General features: G+C 61.0%; 18 protein-coding genes. 12 read left to right on the top strand and 6 right to left on the bottom strand.

What is annotated here, in order from left to right; all coding sequences use genetic code 11:
- Nucleotides 1-203: 203 nt before the first annotated feature.
- The 3 genes from G5332_RS07400 to G5332_RS07390 all read left to right on the top strand — a co-directional run bounded on the left by G5332_RS07400 (nt 204) and on the right by G5332_RS07390 (nt 2,386).
- Nucleotides 204-494: a hypothetical protein gene (locus tag G5332_RS07400; protein WP_227342151.1), complete on the top strand. Its 291-nt coding sequence runs from the start codon at nt 204-206 to the stop codon at nt 492-494.
- Between the two features lie 277 nt (nt 495-771).
- A complete protein-coding gene (gene yegQ / locus G5332_RS07395; protein ID WP_216953099.1) occupies nt 772-2,136 on the top strand; it encodes a tRNA 5-hydroxyuridine modification protein YegQ in 1,365 nt (454 codons plus the stop codon).
- A gap of 1 nt (nt 2,137) precedes the next feature.
- Nucleotides 2,138-2,386 (top strand): YfhL family 4Fe-4S dicluster ferredoxin, encoded by a 249-nt coding sequence (locus G5332_RS07390; protein WP_005334896.1) that lies wholly within the window; start codon nt 2,138-2,140, stop codon nt 2,384-2,386.
- 168 nt (nt 2,387-2,554) lie between these two features.
- Here G5332_RS07390 and G5332_RS07385 read toward each other — a convergent pair whose 3' ends face one another.
- Nucleotides 2,555-2,950 (bottom strand): DUF1090 domain-containing protein, encoded by a 396-nt coding sequence (locus G5332_RS07385; protein ID WP_421208760.1) that lies wholly within the window; start codon nt 2,948-2,950, stop codon nt 2,555-2,557.
- Between the two features lie 158 nt (nt 2,951-3,108).
- Between G5332_RS07385 and G5332_RS07380 the strand changes: the two genes are divergently transcribed.
- The gene (locus G5332_RS07380; RefSeq protein WP_346201495.1) at nt 3,109-3,462 is read left to right on the top strand and encodes a DsrE/DsrF/TusD sulfur relay family protein; all 354 of its coding nucleotides are present in this window, start codon (nt 3,109-3,111) and stop codon (nt 3,460-3,462) included.
- A gap of 36 nt (nt 3,463-3,498) precedes the next feature.
- Here the strand turns inward: G5332_RS07380 and G5332_RS07375 are convergent, their stop codons facing one another.
- The gene (locus G5332_RS07375) at nt 3,499-4,722 is read right to left on the bottom strand and encodes an MFS transporter (RefSeq protein ID WP_058055676.1); all 1,224 of its coding nucleotides are present in this window, start codon (nt 4,720-4,722) and stop codon (nt 3,499-3,501) included.
- A 199-nt stretch (nt 4,723-4,921) separates the two neighbouring features.
- Nucleotides 4,922-5,929: a protease SohB gene (gene sohB / locus G5332_RS07370; protein WP_005353858.1), complete on the bottom strand. Its 1,008-nt coding sequence runs from the start codon at nt 5,927-5,929 to the stop codon at nt 4,922-4,924.
- Nucleotides 5,930-6,151: 222 nt separating this feature from the next.
- On the opposite strand from sohB, the gene G5332_RS07365 reads away from it, so the two are divergent.
- Entirely contained in the window at nt 6,152-6,907 is a 756-nt protein-coding gene (locus G5332_RS07365) for a YciK family oxidoreductase (protein ID WP_040069067.1), read from the top strand.
- Between the two features lie 132 nt (nt 6,908-7,039).
- The gene (locus tag G5332_RS07360) at nt 7,040-7,954 is read left to right on the top strand and encodes a LysR family transcriptional regulator (RefSeq protein ID WP_421172063.1); all 915 of its coding nucleotides are present in this window, start codon (nt 7,040-7,042) and stop codon (nt 7,952-7,954) included.
- A gap of 15 nt (nt 7,955-7,969) precedes the next feature.
- On the opposite strand, the gene G5332_RS07355 is transcribed toward G5332_RS07360, so the two are convergent.
- The gene (locus tag G5332_RS07355) at nt 7,970-9,142 is read right to left on the bottom strand and encodes an MFS transporter (protein ID WP_005362183.1); all 1,173 of its coding nucleotides are present in this window, start codon (nt 9,140-9,142) and stop codon (nt 7,970-7,972) included.
- A 181-nt stretch (nt 9,143-9,323) separates the two neighbouring features.
- On the opposite strand from G5332_RS07355, the gene G5332_RS07350 reads away from it, so the two are divergent.
- Nucleotides 9,324-10,466, top strand: coding sequence for a MalY/PatB family protein (locus G5332_RS07350; RefSeq protein ID WP_421259228.1), 1,143 nt, complete (start codon nt 9,324-9,326; stop codon nt 10,464-10,466).
- A gap of 81 nt (nt 10,467-10,547) precedes the next feature.
- Nucleotides 10,548-11,957 (top strand): TAXI family TRAP transporter solute-binding subunit, encoded by a 1,410-nt coding sequence (locus tag G5332_RS07345; protein WP_421259229.1) that lies wholly within the window; start codon nt 10,548-10,550, stop codon nt 11,955-11,957.
- A 124-nt stretch (nt 11,958-12,081) separates the two neighbouring features.
- Here the strand turns inward: G5332_RS07345 and G5332_RS07340 are convergent, their stop codons facing one another.
- Nucleotides 12,082-12,996 carry a LysR family transcriptional regulator gene (locus tag G5332_RS07340; RefSeq protein ID WP_005353868.1) on the bottom strand — a complete coding sequence of 305 codons (915 nt, stop codon included), beginning with the start codon at nt 12,994-12,996 and terminating at the stop codon, nt 12,082-12,084.
- 170 nt (nt 12,997-13,166) lie between these two features.
- Between G5332_RS07340 and G5332_RS07335 the strand changes: the two genes are divergently transcribed.
- From G5332_RS07335 to ygjK, 4 genes are all read left to right on the top strand, one after another.
- Nucleotides 13,167-14,423: an adenylosuccinate synthetase gene (locus G5332_RS07335; RefSeq protein ID WP_005353870.1), complete on the top strand. Its 1,257-nt coding sequence runs from the start codon at nt 13,167-13,169 to the stop codon at nt 14,421-14,423.
- A gap of 196 nt (nt 14,424-14,619) precedes the next feature.
- A complete protein-coding gene (locus G5332_RS07330; RefSeq protein WP_005353872.1) occupies nt 14,620-15,156 on the top strand; it encodes a YbhB/YbcL family Raf kinase inhibitor-like protein in 537 nt (178 codons plus the stop codon).
- An 11-nt stretch (nt 15,157-15,167) separates the two neighbouring features.
- Nucleotides 15,168-15,968 (top strand): helix-turn-helix transcriptional regulator, encoded by an 801-nt coding sequence (locus tag G5332_RS07325; RefSeq protein WP_421205224.1) that lies wholly within the window; start codon nt 15,168-15,170, stop codon nt 15,966-15,968.
- Between the two features lie 195 nt (nt 15,969-16,163).
- The gene (ygjK, locus tag G5332_RS07320) at nt 16,164-18,644 is read left to right on the top strand and encodes an alpha-glucosidase (RefSeq protein ID WP_421311200.1); all 2,481 of its coding nucleotides are present in this window, start codon (nt 16,164-16,166) and stop codon (nt 18,642-18,644) included.
- A gap of 198 nt (nt 18,645-18,842) precedes the next feature.
- Here ygjK and ligA read toward each other — a convergent pair whose 3' ends face one another.
- A complete protein-coding gene (gene ligA / locus G5332_RS07315) occupies nt 18,843-20,855 on the bottom strand; it encodes an NAD-dependent DNA ligase LigA (RefSeq protein ID WP_421172069.1) in 2,013 nt (670 codons plus the stop codon).
- Nucleotides 20,856-20,908 lie beyond the last annotated feature (53 nt).

Here is a 20,908-nt window from a genome sequence, read left to right as displayed (position 1 = left end):
CAAAGGGATCAGACTGTAAATCTGACGGCTCTGCCTTCGAAGGTTCGAATCCTTCTCCCTCCACCATCATTCAGAAAGCCCGGCCTTGCGCCGGGTTTTCGCTTTCTTGCCCACTAACACTTTCCGCCCTTGTCAGATTTGACAGTTGCAATTGCATCCCACCTTGCTCATCGTGGCATCATCAACATCAGAGTGTTCACATCATGTTTGAAGTCTGGGATGAGCATGGCCACGCAACAGGTCTGACACTGCAGGCACTCAAAATCAGAATCAGCAACGACTATCAGGGCGATCTGATGGTGCGCTACAGCAACAAGCTGGGACTCCCCACGACCCTCTTTCTGACCATTCATCAGGGCGTTGCCTATCAACGCTTCAAAGCGGGCTCGCCAAAACTGGATTGGGAATGGCTGGCCAGCGCAGGCAATGGCCACAGCCCCCGCAATTTTATGAGCGAACAGTTTCCCGATTTTCAACTCGCACTGGATAATTGAACATCGGCAAATATCGCTAACCCACCATCACAGATTACCCAAAAACTGATTTTCCATTCGCATGATATTCCTGCCAAATTGCATGATGACGTGGGGGCGAGTACAATCTCGCACCCCGAATATCCGGCGCATCTTCTTTCGATAACCCCGGATATGCCGTCATCGGGTCGCGCTGCATTGAGCATCCTCTCGGAGGGCATCTTGCACCGCAACTCAACCACTACGACGCCATCAGGTGGCGTTGTCCTGATTTGCAATCAGACATAAAGAGTCCGACATGTTTAAACCAGAATTGCTCTCCCCCGCAGGTTCCCTCAAGAACATGCGTTACGCCTACGCCTATGGCGCCGATGCAGTCTATGCCGGCCAGCCCCGTTACAGTCTGCGGGTACGCAACAACGAATTCGATCACGAGAACCTTCAGCTCGGCATCAACGAGGCTCATGCCCTCGGCAAGCAGTTCTATGTGGTGGCCAACATCCAGCCCCACAACTCCAAGCTCAAGACCTTTATCCGCGACATGCGTCCGGTGGTGGAGATGAAGCCGGATGCGCTGATCATGTCAGACCCCGGTCTCATCATGATGATGCGCGAAGCTTTCCCTGATATGCCCATTCACCTCTCGGTGCAGGCCAACGCGGTCAACTGGGCCACGGTGAAGTTCTGGCATCAGATGGGCTTGACTCGGGTCATCCTCTCCCGCGAACTGTCGCTGGACGAAATCGAGGAGATCCGCATGCAGGTGCCGGAGATGGAGTTGGAAGTCTTCGTTCACGGCGCTCTGTGCATGGCCTACTCCGGCCGCTGTCTGCTCTCCGGCTATATCAACAAGCGCGACCCCAACCAGGGCACCTGCACCAACTCCTGCCGCTGGGAGTACAAGGTTCACGAAGGTAAAGAAGATGACGTGGGCCAGATCGTCCACCGTCAGGAGCCCATCGCCGTGCAGAAAGTTGACCCGACGCTGGGCCTCGGCAAGCCGAGCGATGCACTGGTGCTGCTGGAGGAGTCCAACCGCCCGGGCGAGTACATGAGCGCGTTCGAGGACGAGCACGGCACCTACATCATGAACTCCAAGGATCTGCGCGCAGTCGAACATGTCGAGCGCCTGACCAAGATGGGCGTCCATTCGCTGAAAATCGAAGGGCGCACCAAGTCTTTCTATTACTGCGCCCGTACCGCCCAGGTCTATCGCAAGGCCATCGACGATGCGGTTGCAGGCCGTCCGTTCGACCGCAGCCTGATGGGCACCCTCGAAAATCTGGCCCACCGCGGCTATACCGAGGGCTTCCTGCGCCGTCACAACCACAGCGAATACCAGAACTACGACTACGGCTACTCCGTCTCCGACACCCAGCAGTTCGTCGGCGAGATCACCGGTCGCAACGGTGACATGGTCGAGGTCGAGGTAAAGAACAAGTTCCTGGTGGGCAACAGCCTGGAGCTGATGACCCCGCAGGGCAACCTCAGCTTCAATCTGGAGCAGATGCAGAACCGCAAGGGCGAGCTGATCGACACCGCACCGGGCAACGGCCACGTAGTCTATGTGCCGGTGCCGAAGGAAGTGGACGTGAACTACGGCATCCTGCTGCGCAACCTCGGTGAGCGTCAGGATACCCGTCAGCCCCACTCGGCCGCCTGAGATGGCACTGCTCATCACCGACAAGTGCATCAACTGTGACATGTGTGATCCCGAGTGTCCGAACCAGGCCATCAGCCTGGGTGAGGAGATTTACGAGATCGACCCCAGTCGCTGCACCGAGTGCGTCGGTCACTATGAGAAGCCGACCTGTATCAGTGTCTGCCCTATCGACTGCATCATCTGGGATCCCGCTCATGTGGAAACCGAAGATCAGCTGATGGAAAAGTTTGTGCGGATGCATCGGCAGTAACCTCGGTATCAGCATCAACAACTCACAGGCTGCATCCTCCGGGAGCCCGTCCATATGATGAAACCGCAGCGCTGCTGATGAAGAAGTTTGTACAGATGCACCGACAGTAAATGCAACAAGGCCGGGAAATCCCGGCCTTTTTTGATCCCGCCCTCATCTCCATGATGGCTATTTTTTGTTTACCAACCGGTGCAATTCATCCAGTTCCCGCTGCGCCGTCAGCAAGTCGGTCTGTGCCTGCTCCAATTTGCTCTGCTTGTCGGCAATCTTGTCCGGCTTGCCACTGACTCTCGCCTCCTGCAGCTCGAGCAGACGCTCGTCCACCTTGCCACGCAGCTTGTTAACCCGCTCTTTCTGCTCCTTGAGCAGACCTTCATCGGTACAATTGGCCTTGATATTGCGTGCGGCCTGTTCCAGCCCGGCAATCTGCCCGGCGTTGTTGTGTGCTTTGGCAAACACCAGCTGGTCGTTGACGGCCTGCAGACGGGCCTTGCAACCGACCGCCTCACTGCCAAAGGCCTGACCCGCCAACAGCAGCAAGCCGGCTCCCAATACTTTCCACATCTCGATTCATCCGGTCTTGTTTGCGAGCTGACCATAAAAACCTTGATCGGCAGCAGGGTCAAGCAAGCGGGAAAAAGGTGCGACAGAAGTTGTGCGACATCACGCAATTGCCACCCTGTTGGTTCTACAATAGCGCTCTTTTCAATCGGGAGTCTGTTATGAATCAACAAATTGTGGTCATTGCCAACGGTGCCCCCTATGGCAGCGAATCCCTGTTCAACGCCCTGCGTCTCGCTATCGCCCTCAACGAACAGGGGGGGGCCAACCTGAAGCTGTTCCTGATGTCCGATGCGGTGAGCGCGGCACTGGCCGGTCAGGCACCGGCCGAGGGATACAACCTGCGCCAGATGCTGGAGATCCTGCTGGCCCAGGGCGTCACCATTCGCCTGTGCAAGACCTGCACCGATGCCCGTGGCATCACAGCTCTGCCGCTGATCGAGGGCATTGAGGTCGGCACCCTGCCGATGCTGGCCCAATGGACCCTGGCTGCCGACAAGGTGCTGACCTTCTGAACCATAAGGGGCTGGCCAGCAGCGAGGTCAACCCGGTTAGCCTACCACCGACTCCTGTCGGGCACTTCGCCGACCATGATGTCGGGCGCCGGCTTCATAAAGCGCAAAAATCGCCACACAAAGCAGCGCCATCAGCACATAGAGCAACTGCCCGCTCCACTGCTCGAGGATCCAGCCTCCCAGCAGGGCGCCGGCGGCCCCTCCCAACCCGGCCAGTGCGCTGGCACCAAAGTAGCTCCCCTTGAGGTGGGTGGGGGCCATCTGGTCGATCAGCACGTTGAGCAGGGGGAAGAGGATGGTCTCGCCGATGCTGAGCAGCAGCACGGCGCCAAACCAGTGGCTGCGCACCATCGGGTCCCCCAGCGCGAAGAGCAGCTGGGCCGCCAGAAAGAGCGCCATGCCGATATGAAGCCGTACCCGCACCGGCCAGCGTGACAACAACCGCAGCAGCGGAAACTGCAGCAGCACCACGGTCAGGGCATTGGTCGCCACCAGCAGGGCAACCAGCTCGGCCACCTGCGGCATACCGGCCCGGGTCAGGTACTGCACCAGCGGCGAGTGAAACTGGGAGTAAACCAGCACCATCAGCAGATTGGCCATCACCAGCAGCAGGAAGGCGCGATCCGCCAGCAACACCTTGATGGCATCCCTCAGTCCGGGGCCAGCAGCACCCGGCTTGCCTGTGCTGCCAGCCCGGCGAAATCCCCAGCCAAAGGCCAGCGCCAACAGCAAATAGCTCACCACCAGAAACAGGAAGGTCTCCTGCTGGGCGTTGATCCCGAGGGTCACCCCGAGCAGCGGCCCCAGCGCCGCCCCCAGGTTGAGCAGAAAATAGCGCAGGTGCAGTGCCAGCTCCCGCGCCTTGGCCGAGGCCAGACTGTCGGCCATCAACGCCTTGCCGGGGGCATCGATGAGCCCCGACGAGAGGCCGCTGCCCATCACCCCGACTCCGAGCCAGAACACCTCGTGCGAAAAACCGAGCAGGCCGAAACAGATCATCGCCACCAGACAACCGGCCAGCAGTATGCTGCGCCGCCCGAAGCGATCAGAGAGCCAGCCGCCGTAAAAACTGACCAGGGTAGAGAGGGCCATCGAGCCACCCAGCAACAGGCCGATGAAGGTGGCCGAAAGGTCATACTCCCGATAGAGCAGAATGGAGAGGAAGGGCCACACCATGTAGTAGCTGGTGCGCACCATGAAGGTACCCAGAATGACGATCCAGACCAGCGGGGTAAATTGCCTGAAGGTGCTCCATGACATCGCTATGCTCCATGCCCCGCAGCTCTTACCACAAGATCCTGTCATAAACGGGGAAAGCATTCAGTTGTAACAGAGGGCCTCAATAGAAACAACCTTTGCTCACCAGCAAGGTGCAACCGGATGCAAAAAGGCCAGCCGATAGGCATCGACTGGCCTTTTTATCGCGGGATTTCCCTCTGGCTAACGCCAGGGGCCAGGCTTAGCGCCAGGGGCTCTGCTGCCACAGACGCCCCAGTCCGGCTTCCAGCGCCTGCGCGCCCTGCTGCCCCAGCTTCTGGGTCAGGCTTTTTGGCTTGCGATAGCTGATGCCGATCACCTTGTGGTGGCTGGCCTGCGCCAGCAGATAGTCATCGCTGGTGCAGAGGGTATCCACCAACCCCAGCCCCTTGGCCTGACTTGCCAGCCAGTGCTCGCCGGTCGTGACCTGATCGATATCGAGTTGCGGGCGGTGTTCGGCCACAAAAGCCTTGAAGCGCTCGTGGATCGCCGCCAGCTCCTCGCGAAACTTCTCGCGCCCCAGATCGTCGTTCTCGCCGAACATGGTGATGGTGCGCTTGTACTGACCGGCGGTGTGCATCTCGAATTCGATATCGTGCTTTTTCAACAACTTGTTGAAGTTCGGCAGCTGGGCGATCACCCCGATGGAGCCGACGATGGCAAAGGGGGCCGCCAGGATTTTGTCCGCCACGCAAGCCATCATGTAGCCGCCGCTTGCCGCCACCTTGTCGATAGCCACGGTGAGCTTGATGTCACGATCGCGCAGCCGCTGCAGCTGGGAAGCGGCCAAGCCGTAACCATGCACTACGCCGCCACCGGATTCGAGTCGCAGCAGCACCTCGTCGCCGGGCTGGGCGACGCCAATCACCGCGCTCACCTCTTCGCGCAGGGAGGCCACCTCTTTGGCATCCATGCTGCCGTTGAAATCGAGCACGAACAGGCGACTGCGCTCATCCCCCGCCTTGGCGCGTTTTTTCTGCTCCTCTTTCTGCTGCTTTTCCATCACCTTGCGCTCGGCCTTGCTGGCGAGCGCGCTCTTGAGGGCAAATTGCCCCTGCTCCAGCTCGCTCGAGAGATCGGTCACCACCAGCTCCCCCTTGCGCGCTTTCGGCTGGCGAGTGCTCACAATCATCAGGATGATGGCGCCGATGGCCAGCAGGAAGGTCACTGTCTTGGCCAAAAACAGGCCATATTCGGTCAGAAATGTCACGATGGACTCCAGAATGGATCGGTTTTCGTCACATTCTAGGGAGTTTGATGGAGGCGCGCAAAAAATCGCAGCCAGTGCCAGGAAAAACCAACCCGAGCATCACAACCTCTCTATTTTCTTCACATTTTTCTTGCCGCTGGCTGGTCAAACAGGCGCGCGGATCAGTACACTTGGCGCCGATTGCCATGCACTTATGGCCGGAATTTGTTAACAGGAGTTGTCATGCTCGATTATCAGGCGCCCCGCGATCTGCTCAAGGATAAAGTCATTCTGGTCACCGGTGCCGGCGACGGGATCGGCCGCGAAGCCGCCCTCACCTACGCCGCTCACGGTGCCACCGTGATCCTGCTCGGCCGCACCAGCGCCAAACTCGAAGCCGTGTATGACCAGATTGAAGCGGCCGGTTATCCGCTGCCCGCCATCGTGCCGGTGGATCTGAAAGGGGCCACCGCCGCCCACTACCGCGGCATGGCCGAAACCTTCGCCCAGCAGTTTGGCCGCCTCGACGGCGTGCTGTTCAACGCCGGTCTGCTTGGCACCCTCTCTCCGTTTGAACACATTCAGGAGAAGGAGTGGGACGAGGTGATGCAGGTCAACGTCAAATCGGAATTCCTGCTGACCCAGGCGCTGCTGCCGCTGCTGCGCCAGACTGCCAAGACGCAGGGCGATGCCTCCATCGTCTACACCTCCTCCAGCGTGGGGCGCAAAGGGCGCGCCTACTGGGGCACCTATGCCATCTCCAAATTCGCCATCGAGGGGATGATGGAAGTGCTGGCTGACGAGCTTGAGAACACCGGTGTGCGGGTCAATACCCTAAACCCGGGCGGTACCCGTACCAAGATGCGCGCCAGCGCCTTCCCGGCGGAAGATCCCATGAACCTCAAGACTCCGGCCGACCTGATGCCGCTCTACCTCTACCTGATGGGGTCGGACAGCCGCGGCAAAACCGGTCAGACCTTTGTGGCTCAGCCAAAATAAACAAGTTGCGTGGCCCAGCCCAAATAAATCAATAAAATACCCAGAGTGTTGTGCGGCAGGGGTTAAATTGAATAGGGGGCACAGGCTCCCTGTTCGAACCACTGACCATCCTATCTCCAATCAGGTTGAACTATGTTTCGTCCCAAGAGCACGTTTGAGCAATGGCGGATCTTTCAGGCGGTGGTCGACTGCGGCGGCTACGCCCAGGCGGCCGAGGCGCTGAACAAGAGCCAGTCCTCCCTCAATCATGCGGTTGCGAAGTTGCAGCAGAGTCTGGGGGTGCCCTTGCTGGAGGTGCGCGGCCGCAAGGCGGTGCTGACGCCGGCGGGCGAGATCTTCCTCAAGCGGGCCCGTCAGTTGAGCCAACAGGTGGAAGAGCTGGAAAATCTGGCCAACAACCTGGAGCGACAATGGGAGCCGCAGATCAACCTCTATGTCTCGGCGCTGCAGCCAAGGGATCGCCTCTATCGGGCCCTGGCCAGCTTCTATCCCCGCAGCCGGGGTTGCCGGGTCAACCTGCACGAACGCATTCACTGCCACTTCAACGCCCTGCAACCGGGGGATCTGATGCTCTCCGAGCACCTGCCCGGCGATCGCACCGGTCTGCTGCTGGACGAGGTGTGCCTGCTGCCCCTCTGCGCCGCCAGCCATCCGCTGGCGCAAGAGGAGAGGCCCATCCGCAGCGACGTATTGACCAGCCACAACCAGATCAGCCTTCATCCCCCCATTCACCGCTCGGTGGACTGGAACGATGCAGATGACACCGGCTGGAAGGCGACCCACTACCACGAAGTGCTCGCCATGCTGCGCCTCGGCCTCGGCTATGCCTGGCTGCCGCGTCATCTGGTGGAGCGGGAGCTGGCGGAAGGTTCACTCATACAGCTGGATCTGGAAAGCGGCAACGAGCGCCACCTCTACACCTACCTGCTGACCCTCTCCCCCGAATCTCTCGGCCCCGCGACCGAGCTGCTGCTGCGCTGCCTGCGCAACGAATATCAGGGCGAATCAGCGCCGCTTCCGCACGCCCAGCCCCAACACGACAAATAACAGCCAGATCCCCCGTCAGACGTTGGGCACCCGCCAGCTGGCGGCCAGTGCCACCAGTGCCAATCCCAGCGCCACCATAAAGACCCCGTGGAAACTCCACACCTCCGCCACCACACCGGCGATGGCCCCTGCCATGATGGAGCCGGTGCGGATACTGTTGGCAAACAGGGTGGTCGCCACCCCGGCCCGCCCCGGCATCAGATCCTGAAAGTAAGACATGCCGATCCCCGCCACGATACCGATGAAGATGGCGTTGAACAGCTGCAAGGCGATCAGGGCGTATTGGTCGGTGAGGGTCACCAGACCTGTGTAAAAGGCCGCACCAGCCAGCACCGCCAGCAGCATCATGGGGCGCTTGCCAAAACGGGCCGTGTAGTAACCCGCCAGCAGCATGAAGGGGATCTCCAGCGCCGCCGCCGTGCCCATCAGGATACCGGCAAGCTTCTCATCCATCCCGAGCTCGCGGGTGATGTAAAGCGGCATATTGATGAGGTACATGCTGTTGCAGGTCCACATCAGGGTGGAGGCGATAAAGAGCGCACGCACCGCCGGATCCCGCCAGCTGCTGACCCGCTCGCTCTCTTCAGCCATCTTGGGCAAAGGGAGAGAGGGCAGCCAGCGCCACACCACCAGGGCGCAGAGCAGGTAGGCCAGTGCCGAAGCCAGATACATCAGCTCGAAGCCGTAGCCGATGGCCAGCGCGAAGGCGATGGGCGGGCCTATGACCCAGGCCAGCGAAAATTGGGCTCGCATCACCGAGCTGAACATGTCAGCCCGCCGGTTGCGGCTGTCGGAGTATTCCCGCGCCAGCGCAAACAGCTGGGGACTGGCCGTGGCCGCCAGCGCCGCCAGCATGACCCCCAGACTCGCCAGCAGCCAGTAGTTGCGGTTCCAGGCAAACAGCAGGGAGAGCGCCACCCCGGCAAAACAGCAGCGCAGGATCAGTCGCTTGCGATCCCCCTTGTTGTCGGAGCGGTGGCCCAGCCACTGGCTGACCAGAATGCCCACCACCGCATTGATGGTATAGAAGAGCCCGACCAGAAAGGGGCGCACCTGCACCTCTTCGGCCAGAAACAGACTTAAGGTAGGCACCTGCAGTGCCACCGCGACGCCGGTCATAAAGGTCACGGCAAGAAATGAAAGAGAGACGGGGTCAGGGCGTTTGACCGCCGCTATCGACAAGCTCATAGGGTTACCACTGGTTGGAGGGACGATACGGGCTAACGGGCGGCAGCCGTATGAAAATTCGGCGCCTATCTTATGTCACTATCAAGAGCGGGCTCAAGGATGCATAAGCAGGCGTGCGCCTTGCGAGGGAGGCCGCGACCCCGTAGAGTGAAAGCCCATCCTGCCAGCACAAGGAATTCGCATGTTTGATTTTGATCAGGAAGTAGACCGCAGTGGCACCATGAGCCTGAAATGGGACAAGTACAAGGGTCAGGATGTGCTGCCCATGTGGGTTGCCGATACCGACTTTGTCTCCCCCCCGTCCGTGATCGAGGCGTTGACCAAACGGGTCGCCCACGGCATTTTCGGCTATTCACGCCCCTCGCCGCGCCTGATCGAACTCATTATCGAACGGATGGCGACCCGCTATGGCTGGGCCATCGAGCCCGAATGGCTGGTATTCCTGCCGGGCGTGGTGCCGGGGCTCAACCTCGCCTGCAAGGCGTGGAGCCAGCATGGCCGCGGCATCATCACCCCCAAGCCGGTCTACTACCCCTTCCTGCAGGCGCCGGGCTTCAATGATCGCCCCCTGCTCACCGTGCCGATGATTGAAGAGGCGGGTCGTTGGGTGCTGGATCTGGCAGAGCTTGAGCGTCAGGCCCCCGCCGCAGATCTACTGCTGCTCTGCAACCCCCACAACCCGGGCGGCACCATATTCACCCGTGACGAGCTGCTGGCCATCGATGTCATCGCCGCGCGCCACAATCTGGTGATCTGCTCCGATGAAATCCACTGCGATCTGCTGCTGGATAAAAACGCCCGCCACATTCCCTACGGCGCCATCAGTGCACAAGCAGCCGGGCGCTGCGCGGTGATGATGGCCCCGAGCAAGACCTTCAATATCGCCGGTCTCTGCTGCTCCTTCGCCATTATCCCCAACGCCCGTCTGCGCTTCAGGCTGCAACAGGCGATGCGCGGCATCAGCGCCGACGTCAACCTGCTGGGCTTTGTCGCCGCCGAAGCAGCCTATGAGGGTGGCGAACAGTGGCTGACCGCGCAACTCGACTATCTGGCGGCCAATCTGGCCCTGATCCAGCAGGCGGTTGCCCGCTGGCCCGGCGTCAAGCTGGCCAGTCATCAGGCGACGTATCTGGCCTGGATCGATGTGAGCGCCCTTGGCCTTGCCGATCCCATCGCCTTCTTCGAGCAGGCCGGCGTTGGTCTCTCCCCCGGCGCCCAGTTTGGCGATGGTCAGTTCGTGCGGCTCAACTTCGGCTGCACCAGGGCACGGCTGACCGACGCGCTGGCGCGGATGGAGCGGGCAATCCTCAACAACAAGCCCTGATCAGCCAGCAACGGGATGGGCAAGCCCCATCCCTTTTTCCCTGTGTCATCAGCCAGCGGTCAACTCAGTCAACGGTCAATTATGTCTCTACGGATCTTGCATCACCTTCTGCTTCCCCTCTGTGCACTCTCTGCGCTGCTCCCCTTTGGCAGCCAGGCGCTGACCATCGGAACGGGCCCGCTCAATGGGGTCTACTACCCGACCGGTGGCGCCATCTGCCGGGTGCTCAATGCCGGCCATGCCCTGCATGGGGACAGCTGCACCGTGCAGAGCACCCGTGGCTCAATGGCCAACCTCAAGGCACTCGACAAGGGGGACGTACAGCTGGCGCTGGTGCAGTCCGATGTGTTGCACCACGCCCTGCACGGCACCGGCCCCTTCAGCGGGCAGGGGGCCAACAATGAGCTACGCAGCCTGTTTCGCCTCTATCAGGAATCGTTGACCCTGCTGGCCGCCCCCAATAGCGGCATCACCACCCTGGCAGATATCGAAGGGAAGCGGGTTTATCCGGGCAACAACGGCGCCGGTGAGCAGATCACCAGCCAGGCCCTGATGGCGGCCATGGGATGGCAACCCGGGCAGTTTGCTGCCTATCAACTCAAGTCGGACAGCGAACCGCTGGAAGGGCTGTGCGATGGCTCGCTGGATGCCGCGTTTGTGGTTGCCGGTCACCCCAGTCTGGCGGTCGGCGATCTGATCAGCCGCTGCAAGGTGCGCCTCATCCCCATCGAAGGGGAGCAGATCGACAGGCTGCTCAAGCAACACCCCTACTACCAGCGCAGCCGCATCGCCGCCAACCTCTATCCGGGGCAGACCACCGCCATCAACAACATCGGGATGAGTGCCGAACTGGTGGCGCTGGCCAGCCTGCCGGGCCCCATCGTCCGAACTGTGCGCGATACCCTGCTGGCCCGGGTCAAACAGTTCAGTCGGCTGCATCCCGCCCTGAGCAAGGTGACGCCCGAGCAGTTGCAGGCGCAAACCGAGCTGCCCCTCCATGCGGGGATGTCGGATCAACCACCAGCCCCCTTGCCACTGACCCCCGAGCAGTTAACAGCGGAACAGTTGGCACCGGAGCAGTTAGCACCTGAACCATCAACCTCGGAGGCGGCACCAACAGCAGAGCAGGTGAGTGCCGCTGACGGGACGACTGCGCCCTCTGACGCGACCGCCACCAGCAGTGCCGCAGTGGCGACAGAAGCCACAGAGGTTAATCCCTTACCCGAAGAGGCGCTCGAGGTCACCCCCGAGCTCACTGCGCCAACCACCGAGGGTGGGAGCGTGGCCCCCTCTGCCGCAGCGTCAACGGCGCCAGCACCATCGGCTGCCGTTTCAACTCAGTTGCCACAGAGCGCCTCTGCGGCCACTGCGCCGCAAGAGCAGGCAACCCAGCCTGCCAGCAGCGCGGTTGCTGACGAAACCCCACCGCAGGATAAAACCGATATACTTCCCTCCCCTGCCACCAGTGCAGCCACACCGCCGCAGCACTGAGTGGTCAGCACCCACAAATACATCAGGGCAGCCTCGGCTGCCCTGATTGTTTACGCACGTTCGATAGTGACGCAATTGATGGCGGCACAGTCACCCCGATAGACCTACTCACCTTGCCGCCCCGCTACGGCTCCATCACCCGGGTCAGATAGGGGTTGGGCTTCTGGATCTCCTCCTCTACCCAGTGCAGCAACTGCTTGATGGCCCGCGACAACACCTGATTCTGGCGCACCACGTAGCCCAGACTGGTACCGGGAAAGTCGCCGAGGCTGGTGACCGGCGCGGTGAGGTTGAGGCGCGGATGCAGGGAAAAGTCCGGCACGATGGCGACACCAAAGCCCGCCTCGGCCCAATCCAGCTGGGCGTCCACGCTGCCCACCTCCATGATGCGGCAAGGGGGTAACGCCAACAGCGGCAGGGATGGGTCGATCAGCGCCCGGGTGCGGGTGTCGTGACCGAGCAAGATCAGGGTCGGCTCATCGAGGGGATCGCTCTCTCCCGCCACCGCCCGCGCCTGCCAGCGGGCAAGGCCGTGGCCCAGCGCGCACCAGGTTACCTGTTGCAGCTCGGTATAGAAGAGCGGCTCGCTGCGCTTTTGCGCCATCACGAAGCCCAGATCCGCCTTGCCCGCCTTGACCAGCTCGGCGGCCTGATCCGAAGTGGTGTTGAACAGGGTAAGGTCGATGCCGGGGAACTCCCGCTTGAAGCGCTGGAACGGCTGGATAAGCAGCAGGCGGGAGATGATGTCGCTGGCGGCGATGGCCAGCGTCCCCTGACTCAGCTGGTTGAGGGCATTGAGATCGGACTGGCAGAGCTGCAACTCGGCAATGGTGCGCTCGGCGCTTTGCAGCAGCCGCTCCCCCGCCTGCGTCAGGCGAAACGGACTGCGCTCGATCAGCCGCACCCGGGTCGCCTGCTCCAGCCGCTTGATATGCAGGCTGACATTGGGCTGGGTCATGTGCAGCTCGGTGGCGGTCTGGCCAAAATGTTGCAATCGGGCCAGGGTGACAAAGGTTTGCAGCCAGTGAATATCCAGCATAAGAGTCCCTCAACCCGCGATGTGCGGGGCTTGCCAGGCAAAATCGGACGGTTTGCCGCTTAATTGGCCATAATTATATGGTTCTCTTATCGGAATTATAAAGATAATTAATTTTTCTAATCCGCATCAGGCTCCTAGGATGAACGCCTAACGTCTTAGGAGAAAGAGTCATGTCGTCTATCGTAGTCGTAGGTGCTAACTGGGGTGATGAAGGCAAAGGCCGCATCGTGGATTATCTGGCAGGTCAAGCTGGCGCCAGCATTCGCTTCCAGGGCGGCAACAACGCTGGCCACACCGTGGTCAACGACCTTGGCACCTTCAAGCTGCACCAGGTTCCGAGTGGCGTATTCAACCCGGATTGCCTGGTTGTCCTCGGCCCGGGCATGGTGATCAGCCCCGAGAAACTGACCGTCGAGCTCGACGAAGTCAAAGCCTCCGGCGTGACTCCGAAGCTGGCCATCTCTGACCGCGCTACCCTCTGCCTGCCGCTGCACGCACTGGAAGATACCCTGGAAGAGCAACGTCTGGGTGACGGCGCCTATGGCTCCACCCGTCAGGGCATCGCTCCTGCCTACGGCGATCGCGTGATGAAGAAAGCGATCCTGGTCGGCTGGCTGAAACAGCCGGACGTGCTGGTCGAGCGCATCCAGTTCATGCTGGACTGGAAACTGCCGCAGATGAAGGCTATCTACCCCTCCTTCGAATTCACCCAGACTGCCCAGGAGATGGCTGACTGGCTGCTGGAAGTCTCTGCACCGTGGATCGACGCCGTGTGCAACGTCAGCATGCCGCTCAAAGCGCTGCAGGCCGAAGGCAAGACCCTGCTGTTCGAAGCGCAGCTGGGCGCTGGCCGTGACCTGATCTACGGCGAATACCCCTGGGTGACCTCCTCCCACGTATCTGGCGCCTACGCCGGTATCGGTGGCGGTCTGCCGGGTCTGCGTCCGGAGCGCGTCATCGCTGTGGCCAAGGCATTCAGCTCCTCTGTCGGTACCGGCACCCTGCTGACCGCCATGGAGAACCAGGACGAGTTCCGCAAGATCACCAACGAGTTCGGCGCTACCACTGGCCGTCCTCGTGATGTCGGCTACTTCGACGCTGTCGCCACCAAGAACGGTGTCGAGCTGCAAGCCGCCACCGAAGTGGCCCTGACCAAGCTGGACTGCCTGACCGGTCTGCCGGATCTGAAGATCTGCGTGGCCTACGAAGGTGCCCACACCGAGAACCCGATTTGGCCGCAAACTGCAGCCCTGAAGCCGGTTTACGAGCAGATGGAAAGCTGGAGCGAAGACATCACCGGTTGCCGCACCTTCGAAGAGCTGCCGCGCGCTGCCCAGCAGTACGTGCTGCGTATCGAAGAGCTGCTCGGCGTACCGGTTCCGATGGTTTCCGTCGGCCCGGGCCGTGACGAGATGATCCTGCGCTAAGCCGCATTTCTCATCGTCAAACAAAAAACCGGCATCCCTGATGCCGGTTTTTTTATGGCTGCCGTTTACCTTCTTGCCATAAAACCACCCAAAGGCTCAATTAACTCACCAATCGACCTCACCTTGAGTCGTTCTGCAACAAAATCCTGTCCCACCCTCGCTAAAGTGAACCCGTTACCACACGAGGAGTCACCCGATGAAATTGCTCAAACAGAGTGCCCTGTTGCCACTGCTCTGCCTGACGGCCATGCCAGCCTTTGCCATGACCCTGAAGAGCACGGACATTCACGAAGGCCAGTTGATGGACAAACAGTTCAGCTTCAACGGCTTTGGCTGCAGCGGCGACAACCACTCGCCCCAGCTGAGTTGGCAAGATCTGCCGGCAGGCACCAAGAGTGTTGCCATCACCGCCTATGACCCCGATGCCCCCACCGGCAGCGGTTGGTGGCACTGGCTGGTGGTGAACCTGCCTGCCACCCAGAGCGAGCTGGCCAGCAATGCCTCCGGCAAGCTCAAGCAGGGGTTGGAGATCCGCACCGACTTTGGCAGCCAGGGTTACGGCGGCCCCTGCCCGCCCGCTGGTCACGGCATGCACCGCTATCAGTTCACCGCCTGGGCCCTGCCCCATGATCTCGAGGTAAAGGCTGATACCCCGCCCGCTATGGTAGGCTACATGCTCAATAGCATGGCGCTCGGCAAGGCCACCCTGACCGCCACCTTCGTCACTCCCTAGGAGCCAACCGGATGAGCACACCCCTGCTGCAACAGAGCCACTATCTCGGGATCCGCCAGCAGCCCCTGCATCGGGTGCTCATCTATGCCCCAACCCTCATCTGGGTCACCCAGGGGAGCAAGCAACTATGGTGGCGCGAGCGGCGTCTGTCGTTTGACAGGGAGCGGTGGCTGCTGATCCCGGCAGGCCACCAGCTCACCTTCGTCAATCAGCCGGAGCAGGGCAAGTTTCGCTCCCACGCCATCACGCTGCTCACTCCGCCGCCACCAGAATGGCTGGCCGAGTCAGCCCCTTCCCACGCCGATCTGGAGGAACCCGCTGTCAAGGTCACCCCCGGGCTCGCCTTCTGCTTTGAGCTCATCAGCACCATGGCCGAACGGGGACTGAGCGAGGCGACCCAGGCCGAACTGCTGCGCGGCTTCTATGCCGAACTGCGGGCCGCCAACGCCCTCGGGTTACTCTTTCCCGCCAGCACCATGACCCTCGCAGAGCGGCTGGCACGCTACCTGGCGGTGGAACCCGGCATCGACCACACCCTGGAGGCGGTGGCCCCCCACTTCTCCATGAGCCGCGCCTCCATGGTGCGCAAGCTGGCCGCCGAAGGTCGCAGCTTTCGCCAGTTGCTGGCTCAGGTACGCATGAACCACGCCCTCAACCTGTTGCAGCAGGGCCTGACCCCGCTGGAGGTCGCCCTCGCCTGCGGTTATGACTCCCCAAGCCGCTTTGCCGCCCGCTTCAAACAGGAGTTCGGCCTGACGCCCCACCAATACCTGCACACCTGCCCTGCCAGATTGGCGAGCAACGAAAAGTAAAATATTACTTAAAGACCATTCTATGTAACCTGATGTAACCCGGTGATCCCGCTCACATTGCCGCCTCTTCAGAGTGTGATCTCGCGCCAGCGCTCCCTTTCCCCTTGCCATACAATGGCTACCGAACACCTTTTCACTAAAAATAAGCGTAAAAAATCTTCCTTTTAACCTACATAAACGGAATTGGAGCGAGAAATGTTTCGTAAAACTTTACTCTCGATAGCCCTAGGCACCGCCCTGTTCGGACTGACCGCCTGCAACGATAACCAGACAGAGAGCAGCACAGTCGCCAAACCGGAGCAGGCCATCCAGTACAAGGACGTGATCGACCGTCGGGGAACTCCGACCCAATTCCGCGACTTTGACAGCTACTCCAACCTCAAATACAACCCACTGCTCGATCTGGGGGCATGGCACGGTTTCCTGCTGCCTGCGAGCGACAAGGAGTGGGGGGGCTTTACCGGCCCCATGGTCATCTCCGAGGAGTACAGCCTCTTCTTTGCCAGCGAGCTGGACAAGCTCACCCTCAGCGATGCGAGCGGGCGCCCGTTCCCGCTCACCAGCGCCCGCAAGCAGGAGGTGTACGCTATTCCCGGAGCGCTGGTGCAACGCTTCGAGTTCGAGCCCTTTACGCTGGAGCTGGAGCTGCGTTATGGCGATGCCCGCACCGCCCTTATCCGCACCCGACTCATCAACCAGACCGATGCACCGCTCACCCTCAACCTCAACTGGCAGGGCGAGTTGCTCAATCAATGGGATGCCAAGGATACGATTGCCAGCAAATATCCAGGCTGGACACGCACCATCAGCGAGAGCGACAAAGGAATCGAATTCCAGTTCGGTAAACTGCGCAGCACCTGGAACATCATGCAGAGCGGCAGCGCCCGCTATCGAATCGACCGCACCCTGCCAAGTCGCACCACCCTCGACCAGAAGACACTGGGCTACCAAAGCGACGCCAGCATTACCCTGGCCGCCAAGGGGAGCGAGGATATCTACACCCTGCAGAGCTATCTCCACTCCGCAGATGACGCCAGCCGCTATCAGCAGAGCCGTCAAGCCCTGCTGGCCAACCCGGCCAGCTATTTTGCCGACTCCATCCGCCGCTGGGAGGGCTACCTTGCCAAGGGTCTCTCCAATCAGGGGATCCCCGAGTCGGAACGTCGCATCGCCGTCAAGGCGATGGAGACCCTCAATGGCAACTGGCGATCCCCGGCTGGCGCCATCCTCCACGATGGGGTAACCCCCTCCAATACCGCCCGCTGGTTCGACGGCGTCTGGGCTTGGGACAGCTGGAAGCACGCCTATGCCATGGCGCACTTCAACCCTGAGGTGGCCAAGAACAACGTGCGCGCCATGTATGACTATCAGGTGCAGCCGGATGATCCGGTACGACCGCAGGATGCGGGCATGGTGATCGACGCCGTCTTCTACAACAAGCTGGCGGATCGCGGTGGCGATGGCGGCAACTGGAACGAGCGCGACACCAAGCCGCCCCTCTCCGCCTGGGCCATCTGGGAAATCTACAGCGCCACCAAGGACAAGGCCTTTATCGCCGAGATGTATCCCAAGCTGCAGGCCTACCACGACTGGTGGTACCGCGCGCGGGACAACAACCGCAACGGCATCATCGAATATGGCGCCACCAAGCATGTGGAGCACAATGACGAGTACGGCAATATCACCTTCAAGGTGCAGTACTCCAACGGTATTCCCGCCGGGCTGGATCTCTCCAGCTGTACCAGTGAGGGGGATAGCTGGTATGCCTGCGCCGGTATGCCGCTCTATCAACAGGTGTTGAACGTGGGCGGTTACAGCGACATGGATATCGGTGCCCAGCACGGCGCCGGTTGGGAGTCCGGCATGGACAACGCCGCCCGCTTCGGCTTTATCGAACCGGGCCAGCTGCAACGTTATGCCGACAAGACCTATGGCGGAGATTTGGCCAAGGCACGTCAGGACTGGAACGTCGCCTTCTTTGAAAACCATCAGGACAATGGCGATTTGATCGGCTTCTCCATCGATCAGGAGTCGGTGGAGCTCAACGCCTTCCTCGCCAAAGAGAAACGCATTCTGGCAGACATGGCCGACCTGCTTGGCAAGCCGGACGACGCGAGCCGCTACCGCGATGGCGCGACCCAGCTGGCTGGTTACATCAACAGCTGCATGTTCGATGAGGCGTCAGGCTTCTATTACGATCGCCAGATTGGTCAGGGGGATGTTGCTGACGGCAACGGCTGCGTCGGAAAATTGCTGACCGCCCGCGGCCGTGGCCCGGAAGGGTGGAGCCCGCTCTGGGCAGAAGTCGCCGACAAGGAGAAAGCGGCACGGGTGCGCGAGGTGATGCTCAACGCCCAGGAGTTCAACACAAAGATCCCGCTGGGCACAGCCGCGCTGACCAACCCGGCCTACGACCCCAATATCTACTGGCGCGGCCGGGTATGGCTCGATCAGTTCTACTTCGGGGTGAAGGGGCTCGAAAACTACGGCTATCGCAGCGATGCCGAGGCACTGGTCAACAAGCTGTTCAACAATGCCGAAGGACTGGCGGGCAGCGGCCCCATCCGCGAAAACTACAATCCGGAGACCGGCGCCATGCAGGGGGCCAGCAACTTCAGCTGGAGCTCGGCCCACCTCTATATGCTCTATCGCAACTTCCTCAAGCCACAGGAATAAGCCTCGAGAGAGGATGCCCCCCTTCGGCTTGATGCATCAGGTGGCCTTGTAGAGTGTTGCCATACTGATTGAGCAAACTGAGCACTCGGGAAATATTGCTCAGGCGCTTGCTGCACCCCCGCAAAAAATGGTGATAGCGGGGGAATAAAAAACAACTCGGCACGAATACCGGGTTGTTTTTTTATCAGAGAGACGAACTCAGCTCTGGCCTTGCAGCGCCTGCTGCAACTCCTCTTCGCTCCAGATGGTAATGCCAAGCTCCTGTGCCTTGGCCAGCTTGGAACCGGCCGCTTCCCCCGCGACCAGCACATCGGTCTTGGCAGATACAGAGCCCGCCACCTTGGCCCCCAGCGCCTGCAATGCCGCCTTGGCGTCGTTGCGCGACAAGGTGGTCAGGGTGCCGGTCAGCACGAAGGTCTTGCCGGCAAAGGGTTGCTCCGCGGCCTCTTTCTTCTCGATGGCCGGCCAGTGGATGCCGGCAGCCAGCAAGGCTTCCAGCACCTCCACGTTGTGGGGCTGACGCAGGAAGTAGTAGACATGCTTGGCCACCACATCACCCACATCGGCCACGTCGAGCAGTTGCTCCACCGAGGCCGCGCGCAGGGCATCCAGGGTGAGGAAGTGGTTGGCAAGGTTGAGCGCAGTCGCCTCCCCCACTTCACGGATCCCCAGGGCAAACAGGAAGCGCGGCAGGGTGGTACTGCGCGCAGCATCGATAGCAGCCACCAGATTGAGGGCCGATTTTTGCCCCATCCGCTCAAGACCGGCCAGCTGGATGGCATTGAGGCTGAAGAGATCGGCGGGGGTCTTCACCAGCCCCTTGTCCACCAGCTGCTCGACAATCTTGTCGCCAAGGCCGTCCACATCCATGGCGCGACGGGCGGCGAAGTGCTTGATCGCCTCCTTGCGCTGCGCCTCGCAGAACAGGCCACCGGAGCAGCGGGCAACCGCTTCCCCTTCCAGCCGCTCCACTGCCGAACCACACACCGGGCACTCGGTCGGGAAGAGAATTTCACGCGCATCAACAGGGCGCTGTGCCTCCACCACTGCCACGATCTGCGGGATCACGTCCCCTGCCCGGCGCACGATCACGGTATCGCCGACCATCACGCCAAGGCGCTCGATCTCGTCGGCATTGTGCAAAGTGGCATTGGAGACGGTGACGCCGCCAACAAACACAGGTTTGAGCTTGGCCACCGGCGTCACGGCGCCGGTGCGACCAACCTGAAACTCGACGTTCTCAAGCTCTGTCATCTCCTCCTGCGCCGGGAACTTGTGGGCGGTCGCCCAGCGCGGGGCGCGGGCCACAAAGCCCAGCTCCTCTTGCAGAGCGATAGCATCCACCTTGTAGACCACGCCGTCGATCTCGTAAGGGAGCTCGCCACGGCGGGCCAGAATGTCGTCGTGGAACGCCTGACAACCGGCTGCCCCCTCTTTGAGCTTCACCTCGGGACTGAGCGGCAGCCCCCACTCCTTGAGCTGGGTGAGACGGCCAAAGTGGGAGTCGCCCAGTTGCTCGCCGCCAACACCGACACCGTAAGCGTAAAAGCTCAGGGGACGGCTAGCGGTGATGCGCGAGTCAAGCTGGCGCAGGCTGCCAGCGGCAGCATTGCGCGGGTTGACGAATACCTTCTCGCCCGCGGCCAGCGCCTTGGCGTTCATCGCCTCGAAACCGGCCTTGGGCATAAAGACTTCGCCACGCACCTCCAGCCGCTCGGGCCAGCCAGTGCCCCGCAGCGCGAGCGGAATGGCCTTGATGGTGCGCACGTTCTCGGTGATCTCCTCACCGGTGGCGCCATCGCCCCGGGTGGCCGCCTGCACCAGCTGGCCATCCACATAGAGCAGACTCACTGCCAGACCGTCGAGCTTGGGCTCGCAGCAGAAGGTGAAACGCACGTCACGCTTGAGGCGATCGCTCATGCGCTGTTCGAACGCCTGCAACTCTTCGCTGCTAAAGACGTTATCCAGACTGAGCATGGGGATCTCGTGACGCACCTGACTGAACGCCGTCAGCGGCTGACCGCCGACCCGCACGCTGGGTGACGCCGGTGTTTTCAGCTCGGGATTCTCGGCCTCCAGCGCAATCAGTTCGCGCATCAGGCGATCGTATTCGGCATCCGGCACTGTGGGGTTATCCAGCACATAGTACTGGTGACCATATTCGGTAAGCAGTTCACACAATTGACGGTGGCGGGAGAGGATATCGCTCATGAAAAAGTCTCGAAGTGTGATTGAACATCCGGCCGGGGTAGAAACAAAAATGC

Origin of the sequence: Aeromonas sp. 603757, from assembly GCF_049171255.1 — a bacterium.
Classification (GTDB): Bacteria; Pseudomonadota; Gammaproteobacteria; order Enterobacterales; family Aeromonadaceae; genus Aeromonas; species Aeromonas veronii_A.
The sequence above is the reverse complement of the archived record's forward strand: the minus strand, read 5'-3'. Positions and strand labels throughout refer to the sequence as shown.

What these genes read in the sequence shown, in the direction of transcription:
- G5332_RS07400 (WP_227342151.1), top strand. Translation starts at nt 204, where the DNA reads ATGTTTGAAGTCTGGGATGAGCATGGCCACGCAACAGGTCTGACACTG.
- ygjK (WP_421311200.1), top strand. Translation starts at nt 16,164, where the DNA reads ATGTTTCGTAAAACTTTACTCTCGATAGCCCTAGGCACCGCCCTGTTC.
- G5332_RS07330 (WP_005353872.1), top strand. Translation starts at nt 14,620, where the DNA reads ATGAAATTGCTCAAACAGAGTGCCCTGTTGCCACTGCTCTGCCTGACG.
- G5332_RS07355 (WP_005362183.1), bottom strand. Translation starts at nt 9,142, where the DNA reads ATGAGCTTGTCGATAGCGGCGGTCAAACGCCCTGACCCCGTCTCTCTT.
- G5332_RS07365 (WP_040069067.1), top strand. Translation starts at nt 6,152, where the DNA reads ATGCTCGATTATCAGGCGCCCCGCGATCTGCTCAAGGATAAAGTCATT.
- G5332_RS07340 (WP_005353868.1), bottom strand. Translation starts at nt 12,996, where the DNA reads ATGCTGGATATTCACTGGCTGCAAACCTTTGTCACCCTGGCCCGATTG.
- G5332_RS07345 (WP_421259229.1), top strand. Translation starts at nt 10,548, where the DNA reads ATGTCTCTACGGATCTTGCATCACCTTCTGCTTCCCCTCTGTGCACTC.
- G5332_RS07385 (WP_421208760.1), bottom strand. Translation starts at nt 2,950, where the DNA reads ATGTGGAAAGTATTGGGAGCCGGCTTGCTGCTGTTGGCGGGTCAGGCC.
- G5332_RS07390 (WP_005334896.1), top strand. Translation starts at nt 2,138, where the DNA reads ATGGCACTGCTCATCACCGACAAGTGCATCAACTGTGACATGTGTGAT.
- G5332_RS07335 (WP_005353870.1), top strand. Translation starts at nt 13,167, where the DNA reads ATGTCGTCTATCGTAGTCGTAGGTGCTAACTGGGGTGATGAAGGCAAA.
- G5332_RS07350 (WP_421259228.1), top strand. Translation starts at nt 9,324, where the DNA reads ATGTTTGATTTTGATCAGGAAGTAGACCGCAGTGGCACCATGAGCCTG.
- ligA (WP_421172069.1), bottom strand. Translation starts at nt 20,855, where the DNA reads ATGAGCGATATCCTCTCCCGCCACCGTCAATTGTGTGAACTGCTTACC.
- G5332_RS07360 (WP_421172063.1), top strand. Translation starts at nt 7,040, where the DNA reads ATGTTTCGTCCCAAGAGCACGTTTGAGCAATGGCGGATCTTTCAGGCG.
- G5332_RS07380 (WP_346201495.1), top strand. Translation starts at nt 3,109, where the DNA reads ATGAATCAACAAATTGTGGTCATTGCCAACGGTGCCCCCTATGGCAGC.
- G5332_RS07325 (WP_421205224.1), top strand. Translation starts at nt 15,168, where the DNA reads ATGAGCACACCCCTGCTGCAACAGAGCCACTATCTCGGGATCCGCCAG.
- yegQ (WP_216953099.1), top strand. Translation starts at nt 772, where the DNA reads ATGTTTAAACCAGAATTGCTCTCCCCCGCAGGTTCCCTCAAGAACATG.
- G5332_RS07375 (WP_058055676.1), bottom strand. Translation starts at nt 4,722, where the DNA reads ATGTCATGGAGCACCTTCAGGCAATTTACCCCGCTGGTCTGGATCGTC.